The organism is Streptomyces sp. NPDC017676 (assembly GCF_044329325.1).
GTDB lineage: Bacteria > Actinomycetota > Actinomycetes > Streptomycetales > Streptomycetaceae > Streptomyces.
This window is the reverse complement of record NZ_JBIRJA010000022.1, coordinates 156,384-173,595: the sequence shown is the minus strand read 5'-3', so window position 1 is coordinate 173,595 and position 17,212 is coordinate 156,384. Positions and strand designations below refer to the sequence as shown.

At 70.4% G+C, this 17,212-nt stretch carries 16 protein-coding genes and 1 pseudogene; 10 read left to right on the top strand and 7 right to left on the bottom strand.

Going from position 1 to position 17,212, the window contains the following annotated elements; all coding sequences use genetic code 11:
- Positions 1-285, top strand: a 285-nt coding sequence (locus tag ACH4LD_RS36960) for an SDR family oxidoreductase (RefSeq protein ID WP_398106211.1), incomplete at its 5' end; no start/stop codon positions are given.
- Positions 286-798: 513 nt separating this feature from the next.
- Here the strand turns inward: ACH4LD_RS36960 and ACH4LD_RS36955 are convergent.
- On the bottom strand, positions 799-996 hold the full coding sequence (locus ACH4LD_RS36955) for a hypothetical protein (protein WP_398059095.1): 198 nt from the start codon (positions 994-996) through the stop codon (positions 799-801).
- 220 nt (positions 997-1,216) lie between these two features.
- Here ACH4LD_RS36955 and ACH4LD_RS36950 point away from each other — a divergent pair, with 220 nt between their 5' ends.
- The 7 genes and pseudogenes from ACH4LD_RS36950 (at position 1,217) to ACH4LD_RS36920 (ending at position 5,785) form a co-directional block, all read left to right on the top strand.
- Positions 1,217-1,543: an alpha/beta fold hydrolase gene (locus tag ACH4LD_RS36950; protein WP_398059096.1), complete on the top strand. Its 327-nt coding sequence runs from the start codon at positions 1,217-1,219 to the stop codon at positions 1,541-1,543.
- Positions 1,540-2,091 (top strand): alpha/beta fold hydrolase, encoded by a 552-nt coding sequence (locus tag ACH4LD_RS36945; RefSeq protein ID WP_398059097.1) that lies wholly within the window; start codon positions 1,540-1,542, stop codon positions 2,089-2,091. Before ACH4LD_RS36950 ends, ACH4LD_RS36945 begins: the two co-directional genes overlap by 4 nt.
- A gap of 84 nt (positions 2,092-2,175) precedes the next feature.
- Complete coding sequence (locus ACH4LD_RS36940) at positions 2,176-2,826, top strand: uracil-DNA glycosylase (RefSeq protein ID WP_398059098.1); 651 nt, start codon at positions 2,176-2,178, stop codon at positions 2,824-2,826.
- Between the two features lie 79 nt (positions 2,827-2,905).
- Positions 2,906-3,479: pseudogene (locus ACH4LD_RS36935) on the top strand (transposase); the annotation flags it as partial.
- A gap of 474 nt (positions 3,480-3,953) precedes the next feature.
- Complete coding sequence (locus tag ACH4LD_RS36930) at positions 3,954-4,520, top strand: PRC-barrel domain-containing protein (protein WP_398059099.1); 567 nt, start codon at positions 3,954-3,956, stop codon at positions 4,518-4,520.
- A 36-nt stretch (positions 4,521-4,556) separates the two neighbouring features.
- The gene (locus ACH4LD_RS36925) at positions 4,557-5,009 is read left to right on the top strand and encodes a PRC-barrel domain-containing protein (RefSeq protein ID WP_398059100.1); all 453 of its coding nucleotides are present in this window, start codon (positions 4,557-4,559) and stop codon (positions 5,007-5,009) included.
- Positions 5,010-5,266: 257 nt separating this feature from the next.
- Positions 5,267-5,785, top strand: a complete 519-nt coding sequence (locus ACH4LD_RS36920) for a YfbM family protein (protein ID WP_398059101.1) — start codon at positions 5,267-5,269, stop codon at positions 5,783-5,785.
- Positions 5,786-6,001: 216 nt separating this feature from the next.
- On the opposite strand, the gene ACH4LD_RS36915 is transcribed toward ACH4LD_RS36920, so the two are convergent.
- The 4 genes from ACH4LD_RS36915 to ACH4LD_RS36900 form a co-directional block, all read right to left on the bottom strand.
- Positions 6,002-6,238: a hypothetical protein gene (locus ACH4LD_RS36915; RefSeq protein ID WP_398059102.1), complete on the bottom strand. Its 237-nt coding sequence runs from the start codon at positions 6,236-6,238 to the stop codon at positions 6,002-6,004.
- A 231-nt stretch (positions 6,239-6,469) separates the two neighbouring features.
- On the bottom strand, positions 6,470-7,336 hold the full coding sequence (locus tag ACH4LD_RS36910) for an SDR family oxidoreductase (protein ID WP_398059103.1): 867 nt from the start codon (positions 7,334-7,336) through the stop codon (positions 6,470-6,472).
- Positions 7,337-8,226: 890 nt separating this feature from the next.
- Positions 8,227-9,489 (bottom strand): alpha-L-rhamnosidase C-terminal domain-containing protein, encoded by a 1,263-nt coding sequence (locus ACH4LD_RS36905; protein ID WP_398059104.1) that lies wholly within the window; start codon positions 9,487-9,489, stop codon positions 8,227-8,229.
- 398 nt (positions 9,490-9,887) lie between these two features.
- Entirely contained in the window at positions 9,888-10,214 is a 327-nt protein-coding gene (locus ACH4LD_RS36900) for a hypothetical protein (RefSeq protein ID WP_398059105.1), read from the bottom strand.
- 291 nt (positions 10,215-10,505) lie between these two features.
- Between ACH4LD_RS36900 and ACH4LD_RS36895 the strand changes: the two genes are divergently transcribed.
- On the top strand, positions 10,506-11,549 hold the full coding sequence (locus ACH4LD_RS36895; RefSeq protein ID WP_398059107.1) for an SMI1/KNR4 family protein: 1,044 nt from the start codon (positions 10,506-10,508) through the stop codon (positions 11,547-11,549).
- Positions 11,550-12,445: 896 nt separating this feature from the next.
- Here the strand turns inward: ACH4LD_RS36895 and ACH4LD_RS36890 are convergent.
- Both ACH4LD_RS36890 and ACH4LD_RS36885 read right to left on the bottom strand, forming a co-directional pair.
- Complete coding sequence (locus tag ACH4LD_RS36890) at positions 12,446-12,616, bottom strand: DUF5670 family protein (protein WP_011113206.1); 171 nt, start codon at positions 12,614-12,616, stop codon at positions 12,446-12,448.
- 1,281 nt (positions 12,617-13,897) lie between these two features.
- Entirely contained in the window at positions 13,898-15,079 is a 1,182-nt protein-coding gene (locus tag ACH4LD_RS36885) for an adenosylhomocysteinase (protein WP_398058527.1), read from the bottom strand.
- 670 nt (positions 15,080-15,749) lie between these two features.
- On the opposite strand from ACH4LD_RS36885, the gene ACH4LD_RS36880 reads away from it, so the two are divergent.
- Complete coding sequence (locus ACH4LD_RS36880; RefSeq protein ID WP_398058531.1) at positions 15,750-17,168, top strand: APC family permease; 1,419 nt, start codon at positions 15,750-15,752, stop codon at positions 17,166-17,168.
- Positions 17,169-17,212: the final 44 nt, after the last annotated feature.

The window sequence follows — 17,212 nt, the reverse complement described above, 5'->3', positions numbered from 1 at the left end:
TACGCCGGCACCAAGGCGTTCGTCTCCCACCTGTCCAAGCACCTGCGCATCGAGCTGGGCCCGAAGAAGGTGCGGGTCTCCGCGATCGAGCCCGGCATCGTGGGCACGGAGCTGCAAGACCACGTCACCGACGCCGGCGCCCGCGAATGGCTGGAGGGGTCGAAGGAGACCATCGACTGGCTCATCCCGGACGACATCGCGCGGACGGTCGGCTTCATCGCCTCTCTGCCGCTGCGGGTCAACCTCCCGCAGGTCTTCATCATGCCGACGGCCCAGCCCAGCTGACACACTTCACCGAGGCTCGTGCCGGGCACTCGTACACTCCGCCTGCGGCACGTCCGCCGACGCGCACCAGCCCCACTGAAAGGCGCGGTGGACGGGCGTGTCCGGCGGGCGCACCGCCGTCCTGGCCTTGCCGGCGGCAGTCCGCGGTCCCCGCGACGGTCCGGTGCCCGATGCCGCTGCCCTCCACGTCACAGGCCGCACCTCTAGGTGTGCCCCCTGGGCTGCCGTGCGGGACGGCCGGTGCCGCGTCGGTCGGTGCCTCCTACGGCATCCCTGCGTCTGGTCCGTCCCTGATTCCGTCGTACTGCGACGTGTCGCAACGCCGTCGCCGGCCGGCCGGTCGCGCAGGCAGCAGGAGCCCCGCCACAAGCTCGCCCGGGACGTCTGCCGAGTCGCGCGGGCACACCATGCAGTCGTACCGCGAGGGCCAGTGGTGCCGGCTCGGCGCGCCCGGCCTGGTCTTCTACGCCGTCGTGCTGTGGAACGACCCCCCACCTGAACGCCGCCGTCGATCTACTGCGGGCCCTGCCCCTGCCCTCCGAGGAGCGGGAGTACGACGTCCTGGACGCCGATGTCGCCCGGCTGCTGAGGATGCACGGGAACTCGGTTGTCGCGCAGCAAAGGTGCGAGGTCCATGCCGAGGTGCGAGGCGCCGTACGACGACGGAAGATGTTGCGTGGAGCTGAGCGGCAGGAGCAGTCCGATGATCATCCTGAACGTGTTCGTCGGCGTGGCTCAGGAGCATGAGGCCGGGTGCGGCGCAACGGCCATGATCCGTACAGCTACGTCCCCGTCGACCGCCGGGAGCCGCAGGAGCGCCTGACCGCGCACGGTGAGACACCGCGCTGGATCCGCTTCAACGATGTCGTCAACGGCCGGCCGAAGTCGAACCACGACGGACATAGCAGCGAACCACCCGGAGGCGAACACCATGCCTTTCTCGCAACCCACGCAAGGCTTCCGCAACTACTACGAGCGCTCCGGCAGCGGCACGCCCGTCGTCCTCGTACACGGCAACCCGGGCGATCACGTGGAGTTCTCACGCGTGGTGCCGCTCCTGGGCCAGGACGTCGATGTGGTCACCCCCGACCTGCGCGGGTACGGGAAGTCCGACAAACACCTGGAGGACGTCGGTAACGCCTACTCGCTCACGGGCCAAGTCGACGCCGTCATCGCGCTCATCGACGAACTGGGCATCAGCACGCCGTACTGTGCGGCTACGACGTGGGCAGCTTCACCGTCCAGACCATCGCCATGAAACGTCCGGACCTGGCGCACTCCCTGGTCATCGCCCCACCCACCCTGGGCGTCGGCCGGCGGATCCTGGAGGAGAAGGCCGTCAACGCCTTCCTGCACGCCATCCTGTACAAGACCAGGCTGGTCGAGGACCTGATCGACGGAAAGCCGGAAGCCGTCCGCGCCGCACTCCGCGAGAATCTGGAGAGTTGGTCGCCCCCCGGCTCCCCCGCGGTCGATGTACTACTCGACCACCTCACCGAGAATCACTCGAAGCCCGGCGAATTCGTGGCCAGCGCGATGTGGTTCCGCTACCCCGAGGGCAACCCCATCACCTTCTACGCCAACGAGACCAAACCGGCGCCGGAGGACAGGTTCTCGAAGAACATCACGATCCTGTGGCCGGACAGCGACGCGCTCTTCCCCACGGAGTGGAGCGACTCACTCGACGACTACTACAGTGACTACGACCTGCACTTCATGGAGAACACGGGGCACTTCAGCCCCGTCGACTCCCCGGAGACCTGGGCGGAGCACATCCGCACACATGTGGAGGCCGCCTCCAAGTAGCCGGAGCCGGCCCGGGCGGGCTCATCTCGACGCGGGTCCCACGTCCGCGGCTTCCCGTACGGCTGTGTTTGGAGGGCAGCGGTGATGAACGCGGCGGACATCGCCCGGTTCTGGGAACTGCTCCACGCGCTGCCCGACACGGACGACGCACGGTTCCTGTACGGCCAGGACGCCGCCGGCAGGCTGCGCGAGCGGAACCTGCGACGGTACCTGGAGCTGATGGACCGCGTCCGTCCCCGGATGTTCCTCATCGGGGAAGCCCCCGGTTACCGGGGGCACGCCGTCACCGGGCTTCCGTTCATGAGCGTGACCCAGCTGGAGGCCAGGCCGGGGCTGATCACCGGCGACCCGGACGGCGACGGTTTCGAGATCCCCACCGACCCGCCGGCCCTGTGGGAGGCTTCGTCGACCGTGGTGTGGCGTACGGTGGCGGCCCTACGAGGGCCGGTACCGATGTTCTGGCCGGTCTACCCGAACCACCCGCACGAACCCGGCCGACCCGGCACCAACCGCCCCCCGCGCGCCAGTGAGATCGCCCAGGGCACACCCATCGTCCTCGCATTGTCGGCAGCCTTCCAGACCCAGACCATCGTCGCGGTCGGCCGTAAAGCCCAGGAAGCACTCGCCCGCAACGGCGTAAAGGCGATTCCTGTGCGACATCCGGCTCAGGGGGGCGCCAGGATCTTCGCCACCCAACTCGCCCAGATCGAGGAGGAACTCCTTTCGGAACCCTGACGCGTACGGAACCGTCCGGCACCGTTGCTGATGCACGAGGGCATCACCGTGGATCGTGTCGGATGAGCTGTGGGAGCGGATGCGGATCGAGCCGCGGTTGCCGAGGAGGGAGCGTCGGTTCCGGTATCCGGGCCGGAAGACGTTGCCTGATCGGCAGGTGCCGTGCGGGATCTTGTATGTGCTGCACACGGACATCCAGTGGGAGTGCCTGCCCAAAGGCCGGGGTCTGACAGCGGCTGCATGAGGTGCTGCTGGCCGAACTGAACGCGGCGAGAAAGCGCTCGACTGGTCCCGCCGCGTGGTCGATTCCTCGCACGTCAGGGCGTTAGGAGGGGGAGCCTGACGGGCTGCCCGTCGCCGGTCGACCGGGGCCGGGCCGGCTCCAAGCGCCACCTGATCACCGACGGACACGGCACCCCGCTCACCGTCATCCTGACCGGCGGCAACCGAGGGCGACGTCACCCAGCTCCTGCTCCTGCTGGACGCCGTCCCGCCCATCCGAGGCAGAGTCGGCCGGCCCCGCCGTAGGCATCGTGCCGGCTGTCGCACTGCGCGGCACCTGGCACGGCTCCGGACTCGGCGTCTACCGGTGGGTGGTCGAGCGGACCTTTGCCTGGCTCCACGGCTTCCGCCGACTGCGCGTGCGCTGGGAGTGACCCCGGGGCCCAAAGCGGGCCCAACTCGGTCGACCGAGCACGGCCGGGCAGCAAGCACCACCTCCCAGTCGACGGACAGGGCGTCCCACTCGCGGTTCCCTGACCGACGGGAACCGCAAGGGCCTTCGCAGGCGGGAGAGCGGTTCCTGCCGGTTACGGTGAGGCGCCCGAACAAGTGCCCGGTGGGCGGGCAGCGTTGTGGGCGTGGATGGCCGGTATCCACTCCGACACGCAGGCGTGTCTGCCAGTACAGAGGGCAACAGGAGACCACGGAGAGGTCGCTGAGCGTATCTCGGGTCACGACGGGTGGCCGACGGCAGGGAGGTGGAAGACGATGTGGTGGTTCTGGCTGGTCGCCCTCGTCGCGGCGGTGGCATTGCTCGCCGGGGCGGTGGTCCTCGTTCAGGCACGACGCCGGTCCGGAACGGTGATCGCGGTCAATCGCGGGCGCGCCGGCCGGGGAGGCGGACGGTGAACACTCTCGTACTCGCCTCCGAACTGTCCGGACGAGTGGTGGTGACACTCGGCGGGGAGGCGGTGGCACAGATCAAGGATGTCGTCTTCGACGGGCCGGCGGGCCGGATCACCGGTTTCACGCTGAGCGGGCGAGGCCTGCTGGCCGGGCCGCTGAAGCAGAGCCTTCCCTTCTCCCATGTGCACGCGGTCGGGTCATCCGCGGTGATGATCGCAAGCCAGGCTCTCTTCGAAGACCGGGACGCGGTCGTCGGACGCGGCGAAGCCGGTCGCGGCCGAGTCCTGGGGGCCCCGGTCCTCACCGAAGAGGGCACAGACATCGGCACAGTGGCGGACGTGGTCATCGAGACGGGGACGAGCGGCCGGGTGGTCGGCTTCGAGGTCGCCGCCAACGACAACCTCGACCGGCAGCACCGCAAGGTGTTCGTGCCGCGTGGCCAGTCACTGGCCGTCTCCGGTCAGGCCCTCGTCCTTCCCGCGCAGGCACAGCACTTCGTCGCGGACGACCTGCCCAGCTTCGCCGCCCAGGTAGAAGCCTTCCTCACTCACATGCGGCCCCACTGACCAGGCGCCGCTCCGTCCGACTAAGGAGGACCCGCGATGCTCTTCTCCCAGGCCTTCGGCCTACCGGTGATCACGGCCGACGACGCGACCACCCTGGGCAAGGTGGCGGACCTGACCGTCGACGCACACGACGCCACGGTAGCCGCGGTGCGGTTGTCCGGGGCGGCCGACCGCGCCGAAGCGCTGCCGTGGAGCGCCGTGGAGGCAGTGGGCACCGACGCGGTGATCGTCCACTCACGTGTCACAGCCGAGCAGGCGCAGGACCGTGTGCCTGCCCACCACCGGGCACTCGGGAGCCGGGTCCTGACCGAGCACGGCGTCGAGCACGGAACGGTCAGGGACATCGCCTTCGACCCCGTCTCCGGTCGCCTGCTCACGCTCTACACCGCCCTCGGCGAGATCGCCGGCGCGCGCCTGATGGGCCTCGGCTCCTATGCCGCGGTGGTGCGCGCCGAACCTGTGCCCACCGGCGCCGTCGGCTCACCGTGATGTCCCACTGCTGCCCGTTCGATCCGGTGCGCTGGTGACGCGCGTGAACTCCGCGCCCGCACCAGGCCTGTGCCATCGGCTCGGCCGGTTCGGCGCCGGCGGCCCTGCGGCGAGTCGACCTCGACGGCTGTCATCCTGCCCCATCACGTTGGTCAGCGCCTCGGCACCCGCTCGCCACCGAACGGGGGGGGTAGGAGACAGTGATTGAGCCGGCCTGCCCGCCCACCGCTGTCAGAGGCATCGCCTGATCTCCGGCCATGAGCATGATCGGTGAGTACCTGCGCGTCACGGCTGCTGAGCTGGAGCGCGCGATTCAGGATCCTGACTGGGCGCTGCACTTCGCAGAGGACGTCCAGGACGCCGAGGAGCGGTCAGAACCCGCGCCGGCCGAGGCGCGTCATTTCAGCACGTCGAAGACTTGGCACATGCTGGGTTTCCTCCTGACGCGTGTCGACTTCCCGGTGGACGTCATCCATGGCGAGGAGCCGTTCGCCGAGGACGAGGACTGGGGTTACGGGCCGCCGAGGTACCTGCGCACAGAGCGGGTACGTCTTGCGGCGCGGGCGCTGCGTGCCGTCACGTACGACCAGCTCGTCAGCGGCGTGAGTCCGGCCGACCTGACCAAGGCTGATGTGTATCCCCTGGCAGGGGCGTATCCCCTCGGATGGGACAGGCCCGGAGCGCTTGAGTGGGGGCGTCACCGGTACGACGGCCTGACGCGGTTCTTCGAGGCCGCCGCAGCGGCGGAGGACGCCATGCTCCTGTGGCTCGACTGATCACCGCGGCTTCTCGGCGACGGCTGACAGACGATCAGGGGTTACCGGATGGGGGTGGTGTCCCGAGCACATGGTGGATCTGCCGGCGTGCCAGTCGCGTTGTGTATGCGCGACCAGCTCGGGTAGCTGGGGCGGCGGCGTTCGCGGTGACGAGACGCTGATGCCACGAGCCGGTCCGGCAACCCATGGAGACCGGCAGGCACTCCCGCGTCCGGTTCAGCCGACGGCGATCGCAGCATCGAAGACGGCGTGGGTGCTGCACTCCACCAGGCCGACCGTGCACACCTGCGGGTGGCCGACGTCCCGTTCACCGCGCCCGGAGCGAATCGGACGGCCGAACGCGTCCACGTTCGCCTTCGTGTCCGGCAGGTCACATGTCGTGCCGTCGATCGCGGCGAGCCGCCAGGCGGGGTAGAAGGCGCCCTGAGTGTCCGGTGTGGAACCGGACGGCACACCCGCGCGATCGACTGCCGCAACGGCGCCACCCTTCAGCCGGGACCTGGCTTTCCGGAGCGCCGCCGTACTCGGTGCTCTGGCGCGTCCCGTACAGAGGCGGGACGGTTGTCCGCGGTGGCCATGATGAGGTCGACGGCCGTGCGCTCGCGGCGCCCGCACCGGGTGAGGGACAGGCCGCTCTCCTCCGGCAGGCAGGACGGCGGGCGCGGTTCACCACGGGCACCGTTCTCACACAGTGGGCGTCACGGGTGCCGCGTCTTCCCCCGGGCGCTCGGCGGGGTCGTGGACGAAGGCGTGCGCGGCCGCCAACTCGGCGCGGCTAGCGGCCTCGACCGCCCCCAGGAAGTCGTAGGCGTCCGCGCCGATCGGTACGCGCAGCGGCGCCGTGGGCGACGCCACCAAGCGCAGGACGTGGTGGGCGAAAACTTCGGGCCGGCTCAGCCCGGAGTTGCCGGCCATGCCCCGCAGGCCTGCCTCGACGTCTCCCGTGCTCTGGGCGTAGGCCTGGATGCGGCCGGCGGCCTCGGCCAGCGAGGTGCCGTAGCGGGTGGCGAAACCGCCGGGCTCCACGGCGTGCACCCGGATGCCGAAGGGCGCGACTTCCGCCGCCAGAGCCTGACTCATCCCTTCCAGTGCGTACTTGCCCGTCACATAGGCGGACAGGCCCGGCAGCCCCATCCGTCCGGCGATCGAGGAGACGTTGACGACGTGCCCGAAGCCCTGACGGCGCATCAGGGGAAGCACCAAGCGGGTGAGTCGCCACGGCGCGACAGTCAACACCTCCAGCTGCGCGCGCAGTTCGTTGTCGGATACCTCTTCGACCGCGCCGAACAGCCCTGCCCCGGCGTTGTTCACCAGCACGTCGACGCCGCCGAAGCGATCGACCGCGTGGGCGACCGCCGCCTCGCACTGCTCGGCGTCGCACACGTCCAAAGCCACCGCCGACACCCGGTCCGGGTACCGGTCAGCCAGGTCCTTCATGGCGGCGGGTCTGCGAGCGGTGGCGACCACCAGGTCGCCGGCCTCCGCGGCGGCGCCTGCCAGCGCCCACCCGAGCCCCGAAGAGCACCCCGTCACCAGCCATCGCCGCGTCATGCGTCCCCCGTCGCCGTGTCCGTGGCCGCGGTCGTGAGCCACCGCAGGGCCGATGGTGGCAGCTTCGTGATCCGGCCAGTAGGGGCGCGCGGGAGCACAAGCGGCGCGCATCCGACCTCATCGGAGAGTCCCGCGTGCCGTGACGTGCGCCTGCCGCCAGTGGAGCGTGCTCCGGCCGCGCGGCTCCCGCTCGGTCCGCGGTCGGTCCGGCGCCGCGGCTCACGGTCGGAAGCCACTGATGGTCAGATTGCCTTCACCGAGTTCGCCACGGAGCACCGCGGTCGCCGCGTTGTGACGGTGCCCGGCTGAGTGCCGTGTCAGCCCGCGAGAAGTACACGTCGCGCATGGGGTTGAGCCATGCGCGTTGGACGCTGCCCGCGGAAGGGACGATCGGGCCGAGTTTGCGGCCCGGCCGCGCGGGAGCGGCTGGGAGGGGCCTCGGTGACACCGTCACCCTCACCCGCGACGCCCGCACCGCCGAGGTGAAGGTGGTGGCACTGGTCGTAGCCGCCCGCTCAACCCGAGCGTCCTCACCGACCTCGCCGACCTGGACACGGTCGCCGGTGAGAAGGGCCGCGCGGACGCGCTCAAGACCCTGCGGTCAGCCGTCGGCACGGGAAGGCGCATGCCTGACCCTGGAAGCAGCCCTTCACGGGGTGATCGGGGCTGTGCTGGCATGCTGCTCGCCGTCCCCTACGCCTGGCTCCGGGCTGACGCAGCCGTAGTGTTCCCCGTGCTCCAGCTCGCCGGCGTCGTGCTCGCGCTGCCTTCGCACCGGGCCACCTGGCACGACTTCATCAGGAGAAGCGTCACGCGGCCGCTCTCGGATCAACGGCCGCACCGCGCCGAGGTCGACAACCCGGCGCGGGGCAGGGAGTTGTGCACAGGGGTCAACCGGCGTTGAAACGGTAGGACCCCGCCCGGGCGCGGTGGACCTTGTACGGTGCACCGCCGGAGGTGTCGTCACGGACGTGGGAGACGCCCCGGGGAGCGGTGACGGGCCTGTCCAGGGTGGGGACCCAGATCTCGCCCTCCGTGTTGTACGGGATGGTGACCGTGAGGTCGATCCTGCCGTCCGGTCGGCGGTGCCATTCCGAGCGCACCCTGCCCCGCACGGTGTCGATCGAGGCGCTGACGTGGTCGAGTGTCGCGGGCGCCAGGTCGGTGTCCTGCGTGTCGTTCGGTACGCGGCTGTTGACCGCGACCGCAGGGATGTACGGGCGGACGCGCAGCGACTCGTAGGCAGGTGAGGTCGGCCTGATGCCGGCCAGACTCTGGTAGAACCAGGTGGCCACGTTGGAGCGGTAGTGGTGGTTGACCGAGAGCCGGTCGGTCCACTGTTCCCACAGTGAGATGGCGCCCCTGGCGATCTGGTACACGTAGCCGGGTTGTCCGGTCTGCGTGACGGCCTTGAGGGCGATGTCCGTGTGGCCGTACTCGCTGAGGATGTTGAACTCGTAGCGCGAGCCGTACATGTCGTTCTGGATGTGGTGGTCCGCTGCCATGATGCGGTCGGCGAGCAGCCTGGCAAGGGCCTTCTTGTTCTCCGCGAGTGTCTTCGTGCCGACCAGGTGGCGGGGGTCGTCGGGCTTCAGGTCCGAGCCGGGTACGAGGTCGAAGGCGATGGCCAGCGCGTTCTCGCTGGAGATGCTGCCCTGGGTGAAGTGACCCTTGAACGTGTCCCAGTAGTGGGCGATGAACGCGCTGCGCAGTGGGCGCGCCAGCCGGGCGTAGTGGGCCGCCCGCCGCTCGCGGCCGATCAAGCGCCCCACCCTGTCCATGTAGTCGCAGAAGTGGACGTAGAAGGCGAGGCTGATGACAGCGTTGCTGCCAGGGCTCTCCGCTCCGGAGTAGGCGCCGAGGGAGGCTTCGAACGTGTAATCGTTCTCGGGGGTGAACAGGGTCTCGTCGTACGTGAGGAGCCTGTCCCGGTGGTCGTACAGCTCGGCGAACAGGCTGCTGTTGCCGTAGTACGTGTACAGCTCCCACGGCATGACGAAGTACGCCGAGTCCCATGCGGGCACCGCCTTCCACGCGGCGTTCCAGCCGGGGGTGTGGTCGTAGCCGAATCCGCCCTTGCCGAGGGGGACGACCATGGGCAGCTGGCCGGTGGAGCTCTGGGTGTCGCAGGACCACGTCCAGCGCGTCTGCATGTCCCTCTGACTCCCTGCCAGTACCGCTTGTGCAGCAGACTTCGAGAACAGGTGTCGACGGCGACGAGCGCGCCCTCGGCGACGAAGAAGCAGGGCGCGGGGCTCTCCGCGGACTCCGTGGCAACAGCGCTTCTCGACGTCCTCCGGAGCGCACACGGCCAGCGGCATGAGCGGCGTCTCCTGGATGGAACCGAGCTGAACGGCGTGCAGGGCGTCGTTCGTGACGGTCGTTCCAGGCAAGGGTTACGGCTCGCCGACGACCACACGGCATCCGCATCGACTCGGATGTCCCCGAGGTTCCGGCGGCTGAATGCGCCTTCCCCATGTGGCGGGTGGCGGTGAAGGTGCTGTCTCACGCCGCGTCCAAAGGCTCCTGTCTCACGGCGGGTGGCATTTCCTCAAGACCTGTTCCGTGCCGGCCGATCTGTGATCTGTCGGCGGGCAGTGTCCCAGACCTCTTCGAACTCCTCACAGGTCAGCGGTTGCGGATCGTGTCCTTCCCACTCTGAGGCCGACCGCTCCGCCGTGCCCCCCAACACGCTGTCGTACTCGGCCAGGCGACCGGCGTCGCGGGCCTGCTGCCATTCGAGGAGGGAGGCGGCCGCGATCGGAGTCAGCTCCGGTCCCTGGAGCTCGACCTGCCGAATCACCCAGCTTTCCGCATCGAGCTCGAAGTAGAACCAGACGTCTTCCTCGTCCCAGTAGCAGCGCATCCATGAGGTCACCCATCCATGATGAGGGCCCAGCAGCGCGGGTTGCGAGATTAGTTGGCTGTGCTGTCGGCGCCGCGGGAGGCAGCCCAACGGAGTGCTGTGGTGACAGTGTCCGGATGGCCCAGCTGAAGCCTACGGCGGGGCGGACGTGGCCGCTCACTGCTCACCACCGCCATGTCTGACGGTTCCCTGCATGGCACTCGGGCCCCGCTGTGTGACGGGTCGGAACGCAATGCGAGCGTGGTGACTATGACCACTGACACACCAGCGGATGTGCGAGTCACCCGGGCATGGAACCGGATCGTGGAATGGCTGGCCGAATACGCCCCGCCGTCGCACGCGGCCCTCAAGCCCGGCGCCTCCGACGACCGGATCATGGCTCTCGAAAGAGCCCTCGGCGTGAGCGTGCCGGAGGAGTTGAAGGCACTGTGGCGGCTGTCCGCTGGTGAGGAAGGGGTGGCCGGTTCGGGGCTCATGCTGGGCAACTGGGCCCTGATGCCGCTCGACGCCGTGATCGAGGTCCATCAGATGCAGATGCGGTTCCAGGAGGAGGACGGCGAGGATGAGGACGCCCTGGTGCTGTGGAAGCCATCTTGGATACCGTTCTGCTCCCTCCACCCCGACGACACCGTCTACGGCCTCTACCTGAACGGCGAGACCGGGGAAGTATGCAAGTGGACCGAGTTCGGGGAGCGCGAGCGGGAGTACGAGTCGCTGCCCGCCTACCTGGAACTCATGGCGGTCAGCCTGGAAGCCCCCTTGGCGGCGGCCGGCCCGGAGAAGCCCGGCATGATGGGCGGCGCCCTGGTGTGGGGACCCCCAGCTGGCGAGGAGCACAGGGACAAGTGGGTGCGCCACCTTGGCCAGGCCCCGCCGCGCCATCCCGCGAAAACTCCCGGCGCGATCCGGGACGCTCTGCCCGACGATGAGCGCGCGGAGTTCGACGAGCAGCGCGACGCCCTCGACCTGTCCGATCCCGAGGCCGTCGCCGCCTTCCGGGACTACTGGTGGGAGCGTGCCGTGCGGGCTCAGGAGGAACTGGAGGACGACGTCGCCGCTGCGCTGGGCGGGAACATCATGGTCCAGCCCGGCCGCAAGCTGGCGCCGCAGTACGAAGCCACGCTGCCGCCCGCCATCCGCCACCTCCCACCGTCCATGGACGACATCCGCGCCGCCCTGCGCCACGAGAGCGTCCGCGCACGGTTCGACCGGGAGTTCATGGACGCCATACCGCCGCACTATCCGGCGCTGCTGCTGCGGTGGTGGGACATCGCCCGCCTGATGGCCGACCCTCGCGGCGACCGCGCCGTACGCGCCGTCGTCAACGACCGCCGCGCCTCGGGCTAGGCCGTGCTGAACGTTCCAGCGCCGCCTGGACGGCCGTATCGGCCCGGTCGCTGGAGCGGTGGCGGCGGGCGTCCTCGTGTGCCCGCCGCAGTGCCACCATCGCCAGGTCCTTCCCCGGCAGGGTGCCGGCGATCGGCGGGTTGCTCGCAGCTCGACGGCCCTGGCCACCGTCGTGGGCGTTCCCCAGACCCGTGTGACACCGCGGCGCAGCGGGGCTGGCAGCGAGGCCTGCGGATCGCTTGATCGCGCCGCCCCAGGGGCCGCGAGGTGGCGCGGAGCTGATGCGGCCGGTGCATCGCGACAGCCTGCAGCCGCACTTCTCCGGCGTGGCCGGGCAGTTCCCATCAGATCTCCAGGTCAGATGAGGAGGGGGCCGCGGTGCGGTGCGCGAAGTGGCTCGGGCCCGGCAGGCCTCCGGTGGCCGCGCCCACGGCGGCGCGGGCGACCCGCAGCGGCGCGCGGCATTGTCCGTCCCGAACCACTTCGGATGGTCCGCTGCATCACGAGGTCAAGCCACAGGGCCGCGACACTACGAGGAGTCTGACCATGCACGGCCCACAGCTCGTCCTGCTCGTCTACGCGCCCCTCGCCCGACTCGCTCTGCACCGCCTGGTACAGCCCTGACTCGCTGCCGACCGCTCGGGGTTGTCCGGCCTGCACGCCGACCGGGTCCGGCATGAGCCGTGCGCAGCGGCCCCGCAGACAGGAGGAGCAGGGTTCCACTGCTGGGTCTGCGGGGCCGGTGCATCACCCACGTACCCTGCGATGCGCCCGATACGCCCGATCCCTCCCAACCGCTCGCAAGAAGGCTTGTTACGCGAGTGGGGCCCGGCCGTATCCGGCCGGGCCCCACTCACCTCTCGCGTGGCACGCTCATCGCGCCTGGCGTCTATCGGCTACCAGCGGTACCAGCGGCCCTTGCGGCCACCGCTGTCCGCCGTACGGACGACGAAGCCCAGCAGCCACACGACGAGCACGATCACCGCGATCCACCACAGCGCCTTCAGCGCGAAACCCGCACCGAAGAGGATCAGAGCCAGCAGAAGAACGAGAAGCAGGGGAACCATCGTTATCAACCTCCTGGCCACCGGATGCCCTTACCTCAGGTCGACAAGCCCACAAAGCGGGAGTTATTTCCGAGCGGTGCGGGGCATAGGTGCGGGCGCCGAGCGCCGTGCCTGGTTCCCCCAGTTCCGCTCCTCACGCACCGCAGGTCGGTCTCATCAGCTGGGGCGCCGAGCCTGTGGTCAGGATGCCGAGGGCGAGACCCGGCTCGGAGACAGCCGGGCGGCCGGGGGCCGCCAAGGGACGGCGGCGGCGCGGCCGGACGTCGGAGCGGAGGGAGCCCGATCAGCGCGGCGCGGGCACCACGGCCGGGCGCGGAAGGACAGGCGGGCACCGCGGGCGGATGGTGCCGCGGCGGGATGGCGGCACGGCACGAGCACGGCGTGAGCACGGTGTGAGCGGCAGAGGGTGGCAGAACGGCAGGCGCGGGGAGTAGAGCGGTGGGCGCGGGCGGGGGCTGCCGAACGGACAGCGTCGGGTGCAGGACGGTGGGTCGCACGGGCCGGACAGCGGCCTGTCATGGCGCGGCGCGGGCGGGCCGCCAGAACGCCGGACAGCTCGGGGGCCGACGCGGCCAGGACGGGGCGGCGCGGGCGCGGTGGGCGCGGACGGGGCCCGCGCAGGCCCGGCCGGCGGCAGGTGGCCCCGGCATGGCGCGCGGCTGGTCCGCGGGTCAGGAAGGGCCGGGTGCGGACGGTGGACCGGTGACGTGGTGCCGGCGGGGGACTGCGGCACGACGAGTCGTCCTCTCCGTCGCGGCGAGCTGCCCGTTCGGCCCCGCCGGCACGCACACGTGTCCGACCGTCGACAGTGACACCGCCATGGGGCTGGCGGTGTCACTGTCGACGGTCGGGGCATGACGCGGCCGGCAATGTAACCGGTCTCATGAAGCACGCGCCCCGCAGGCCGCGCCCGCCCGACCGGGTCCGCTGCCGATGGGCACGCCCAGCCACCGGCGACCGCCACTCCCTGCCCGGCCCACCGGCCCGGCCCGGCCCGAGCGCCGCCCCGGGATCTTCTCCGCTACTTCGGAGCCGGTGAGCGAAACGCCCCCAGGAACACGGGCGTTGAGGCGGAGCAGGGCACCCAGGGTGCCGAGCGCAGCCAGGACGTCGGTGGTAACAGGGCGGTGAGCGGTCGCGCCAGGCCGTCAGTTCCCGTGCGGCCGACCGCCCCCGAGTCCGCTCGTACCCGGTGGGCCGGATCAGCTCCGCGGAGCGCGGGGTACGGCCGTCCGCAAGGCCTGGTGGTGTCCGGCGGCACGCTCACGGAGCCGGACGAACTCAGATACGGCTCAGAGTGTCGACCAGGTGGGCGGCGACCTGCCTGTCGATGGATGCCGGTACCGCCTGCACACCGGGTGTGAGTGCGGGGCTGTGGCCCGTGGCGATCGCGGCGAGGCTGCGGGCCTGGAGGGTCAGACCCAGGTCCATCGCCTCGATCGGATTGCCCTTGGCCGCCGTCAGGTTGATCATCTTCGTGTCCGCGAGGATCACGATCTCGCGGCCGTCGCGCAGCCGGTGCACGGCGCGTTCCTGTCCGCTGGGCCCGGAGCGGTGCACGGAGGCGGTGTGCTCGGCGAGCGCGTCCGCGTCCAGTTCCCACGGCATGTGTCCGACTCCGGCAACGACAGTGCCGTCCCGCAGCACCCCTAGCTCCTTGGCACCGATGACGCCGGGGTGGCCGGTGGCCAGGAAGAGCAGTTGCGTGCGGGGCAGCAGGTCGGCGAGTGCGCCGACCCGGTGGCCTGCCATCACCGCCTCCAGCGCACGGTAGGGGTCCGTGTCGGCGACCGCGACACGGGCGCCGAGGTGAGCGAGCGTGTCCGCGACGCCGCGTCCGCAGGGGCCGTAGCCGACGACGGTGGCACGGGCTCCCGGGATCATGAGGTTGGTGGCGTTCATGAAGCCCTGGACGACGCTCTGGCCGACACCGAACTCGTTCTCGACCAGCAGCTTGAGGCGGCTGTCGTTGATGACAATCACGGGGAAGTCCGGCCGGCTGTCCCAGGAGCGGATGCGCAGGCCGCCGGTGGTCGTCTCCTCCGTGGCGCCGAGGAGTCCGGACAGGCCACCACGGGCGAGGACGCCCTCGATGAGATCGGCACCGTTGTCGAGGATGAGGTCGGGCTGTGCGTCGAGGACGCGCGCAATGTTCTCGCGGTGCTGGGCGAGGGTGTCGGAGCGGTGGCCGACGACGGTGACGCCGTAGTCTCGCAGCGCGTCCGCGGTGTCCTCCTGCGTGGTACCGGGGGACCCGGTGAGGACGATGTCGGCGCCTGCCTGGGCGAGGTGGCCGACCAGCACGGCGGTCTTGGGTTCGATGTGCAGGCAGATGCCGATCCGGCGGCCCGCGAACGCCGACGCGTGCGTCCGCATCGTGGCTGCCAGCATCGGCATGTGGCGGGCGGCCCACTGGGTGCCGTCGTGCGGGATCGGGCAGCGGGCAGGGGTGAGCTGAGGCATGGTGTAGTTCCTTGGCTGAGAAGGAGGGAGACAGGGCACCTCGGGTGCCGTGGGGCCGGGATCGAGGGCACATGTGTCCCCTCGACGCGGAACTGCTCGTCAGCCGTAGAAATCGCTGCGGAAGGAGTGGTCACCAAAGATCCACAGGTGGCGGCTGCGCCGGCTCGTGTGCATCAGTGACCTCCTCTCCGTACCGGGGCGACTCGGGGAAACTACTTTTCAGGGCGCAAGTTATACGCATAACCCCTGCCGGGCAAGAGGTGCCCCCGTGCCCTGCTGCCCGCCACGCGTCGGCGCGCGCAGCGAGGAGCGCTGCGTGACCAGGGCTGCGCAGTGCGGTGTCCGCGTGCAGCGCGCCGGCCGATGCCCACAGCGCCGGATCCATGACGGACAGCGCGGCGGTGATCCCGGTGACGTGCACGCCAGCCGCGGAGGGGGGGCGGGGGCGGCGTGGGACACCGAAGGCACCAAGCGCAGATCCTGGACGCCGCTGCGGCCGAGTTCGTGGCGGCCGGCCCCTTATGACAACAGCATTGACCTGTTTCGGCCCGCCCGGTTTCATGGCTCGCACTTCCCCACCCCACACCCCTAAGGCGGTGATCCCTTGGCATCGACGGAGAAGGCCACGGGCAGCGGTCCGAGAACCGGCGCGAGCGACCCCCAGCGCTCCATGCACCGGTCCCTCGGCCTCCTCGACGGCGTGGCGATCGCCGCCTCCAGTACCGCCGCGACCAGCAGCATCGGCATCGGCCTGGGCCTGATGGCCGGGGTCGTCGGGCTGCACCTGCCCGCGATCATGCTGCTGGCGTTCCTCCCCGTGCTCGCCATCGCCGGCGGCTACGGCCGGCTGAACACCGCCGAGCCGGACGCCGGCAGCAGCTACCGCTGGGTGGGCCGCACGCTCAACCCCTGGCTCGGTTTCCTCACCGGCTGGGTGAACACCGTCGGCACGGTGGTGTTCATGGCGTACACCACGACCGTCACGGGCTCGTCGATCGTCCAACTCCTCGACCTCGTGCACCTGCACAGCGTCGCCGGCCTGCGGCTGGACGCCGACTCGACCGTCCAGTGCACGCTGATCGGCCTGACCGTCCTGGTCGGCGCCGCGCTGGTCGCGGTACGCGGGCTCGACCTGGCCGCACGGCTGCAGAAGGCGCTGCTGGTCTTCGAGTACGCGGTGCTGCTGGCCTTCTGCGGGTACGGGCTGTTCGCCGGCGACCAGCCGTTCTCGCTCCAGTGGTACGACCCCTTCGCGATCCCGTCCCTGGAGGCGCTGGCTCAGGGCATGGTGCTCGCGGTGTTCTGCTACTGGGGCTTCGAGTCCGTGTTCAGCGTCGGCGAGGAGGTCCGCGACCCGCGCGACGCCTCCCGGGCCGGGACGGTCGCCCTGGTGGTGATGCTGCTGTTGTTCCTGCTCGCCGGCACCGCCTTCCAACGGGTGCTGCGGCTGGACGAGTTGGCGGACAACGGCGCGCACGGGCTGACCTACTTCGGGGCCCGGCTGGCCTCGCAGCCGCTGGCCGCGCTGCCGCTGATCGCGCTGATGTTCTCCGCGGTGGCCTCGCTCCAGTCCTCGGTGATCCCGACCGCCCGCGGCCTGTACGCGATGGGCCGCGACGGCGTGCTCGGCCCCGTCTGGACCCGGTTGCATCCCCGCCACCGGACGCCCTCCGCGGGCACCCTGCTGATCACCGGCGTCTCGGTCGCCCTGGCCCTGTGCGCGGTCGCCATTCCGACCGTCAACGACCTCATCTCCGCCGCCGTCAACGCGATCGGCATCATCGTCGCGCTGTACTACGCGCTCACCGCCGTCGCCGCCGCCGTCCGCTTCCGTCACCTGCTGCGCACCAGCCCGCTGGAGGGCCTGCGGGCGGTGGTCGGTCCGCTGCTCGGCGCCGCGGCACTGCTCGCCGTCGGCGCCTACCTCGCCTGGACCTTCTACGACTCCGCCGACCATTTCGGACTCGCCGCCGACAACGGCTGGTTCGAACTCTCCGTGGTGGTCCTGATGATCGTCAGCGGTCTGCCGGCGGCGGCCTGGGCCCGCTGGCGGCGCCGCTCACCGTACTTCCTCGGAGACATCCGCTAGTCGCGGGCGCCTCGCACCATCCCGTACTACCCGAGAACGGAGCA

Coding starts and splice junctions, on each gene's coding strand:
- ACH4LD_RS36945 (WP_398059097.1), top strand. CDS start 1,540: ATGAAACGTCCGGACCTGGCGCACTCCCTGGTCATCGCCCCACCCACC.
- ACH4LD_RS36905 (WP_398059104.1), bottom strand. CDS start 9,489: ATGCAGACGCGCTGGACGTGGTCCTGCGACACCCAGAGCTCCACCGGC.
- ACH4LD_RS36890 (WP_011113206.1), bottom strand. CDS start 12,616: ATGGTTCCCCTGCTTCTCGTTCTTCTGCTGGCTCTGATCCTCTTCGGT.
- ACH4LD_RS36950 (WP_398059096.1), top strand. CDS start 1,217: ATGCCTTTCTCGCAACCCACGCAAGGCTTCCGCAACTACTACGAGCGC.
- ACH4LD_RS36910 (WP_398059103.1), bottom strand. CDS start 7,336: ATGACGCGGCGATGGCTGGTGACGGGGTGCTCTTCGGGGCTCGGGTGG.
- ACH4LD_RS36920 (WP_398059101.1), top strand. CDS start 5,267: ATGAGCATGATCGGTGAGTACCTGCGCGTCACGGCTGCTGAGCTGGAG.
- ACH4LD_RS36880 (WP_398058531.1), top strand. CDS start 15,750: ATGCACCGGTCCCTCGGCCTCCTCGACGGCGTGGCGATCGCCGCCTCC.
- ACH4LD_RS36955 (WP_398059095.1), bottom strand. CDS start 996: ATGATCATCGGACTGCTCCTGCCGCTCAGCTCCACGCAACATCTTCCG.
- ACH4LD_RS36925 (WP_398059100.1), top strand. CDS start 4,557: ATGCTCTTCTCCCAGGCCTTCGGCCTACCGGTGATCACGGCCGACGAC.
- ACH4LD_RS36940 (WP_398059098.1), top strand. CDS start 2,176: ATGAACGCGGCGGACATCGCCCGGTTCTGGGAACTGCTCCACGCGCTG.
- ACH4LD_RS36885 (WP_398058527.1), bottom strand. CDS start 15,079: ATGCCTCAGCTCACCCCTGCCCGCTGCCCGATCCCGCACGACGGCACC.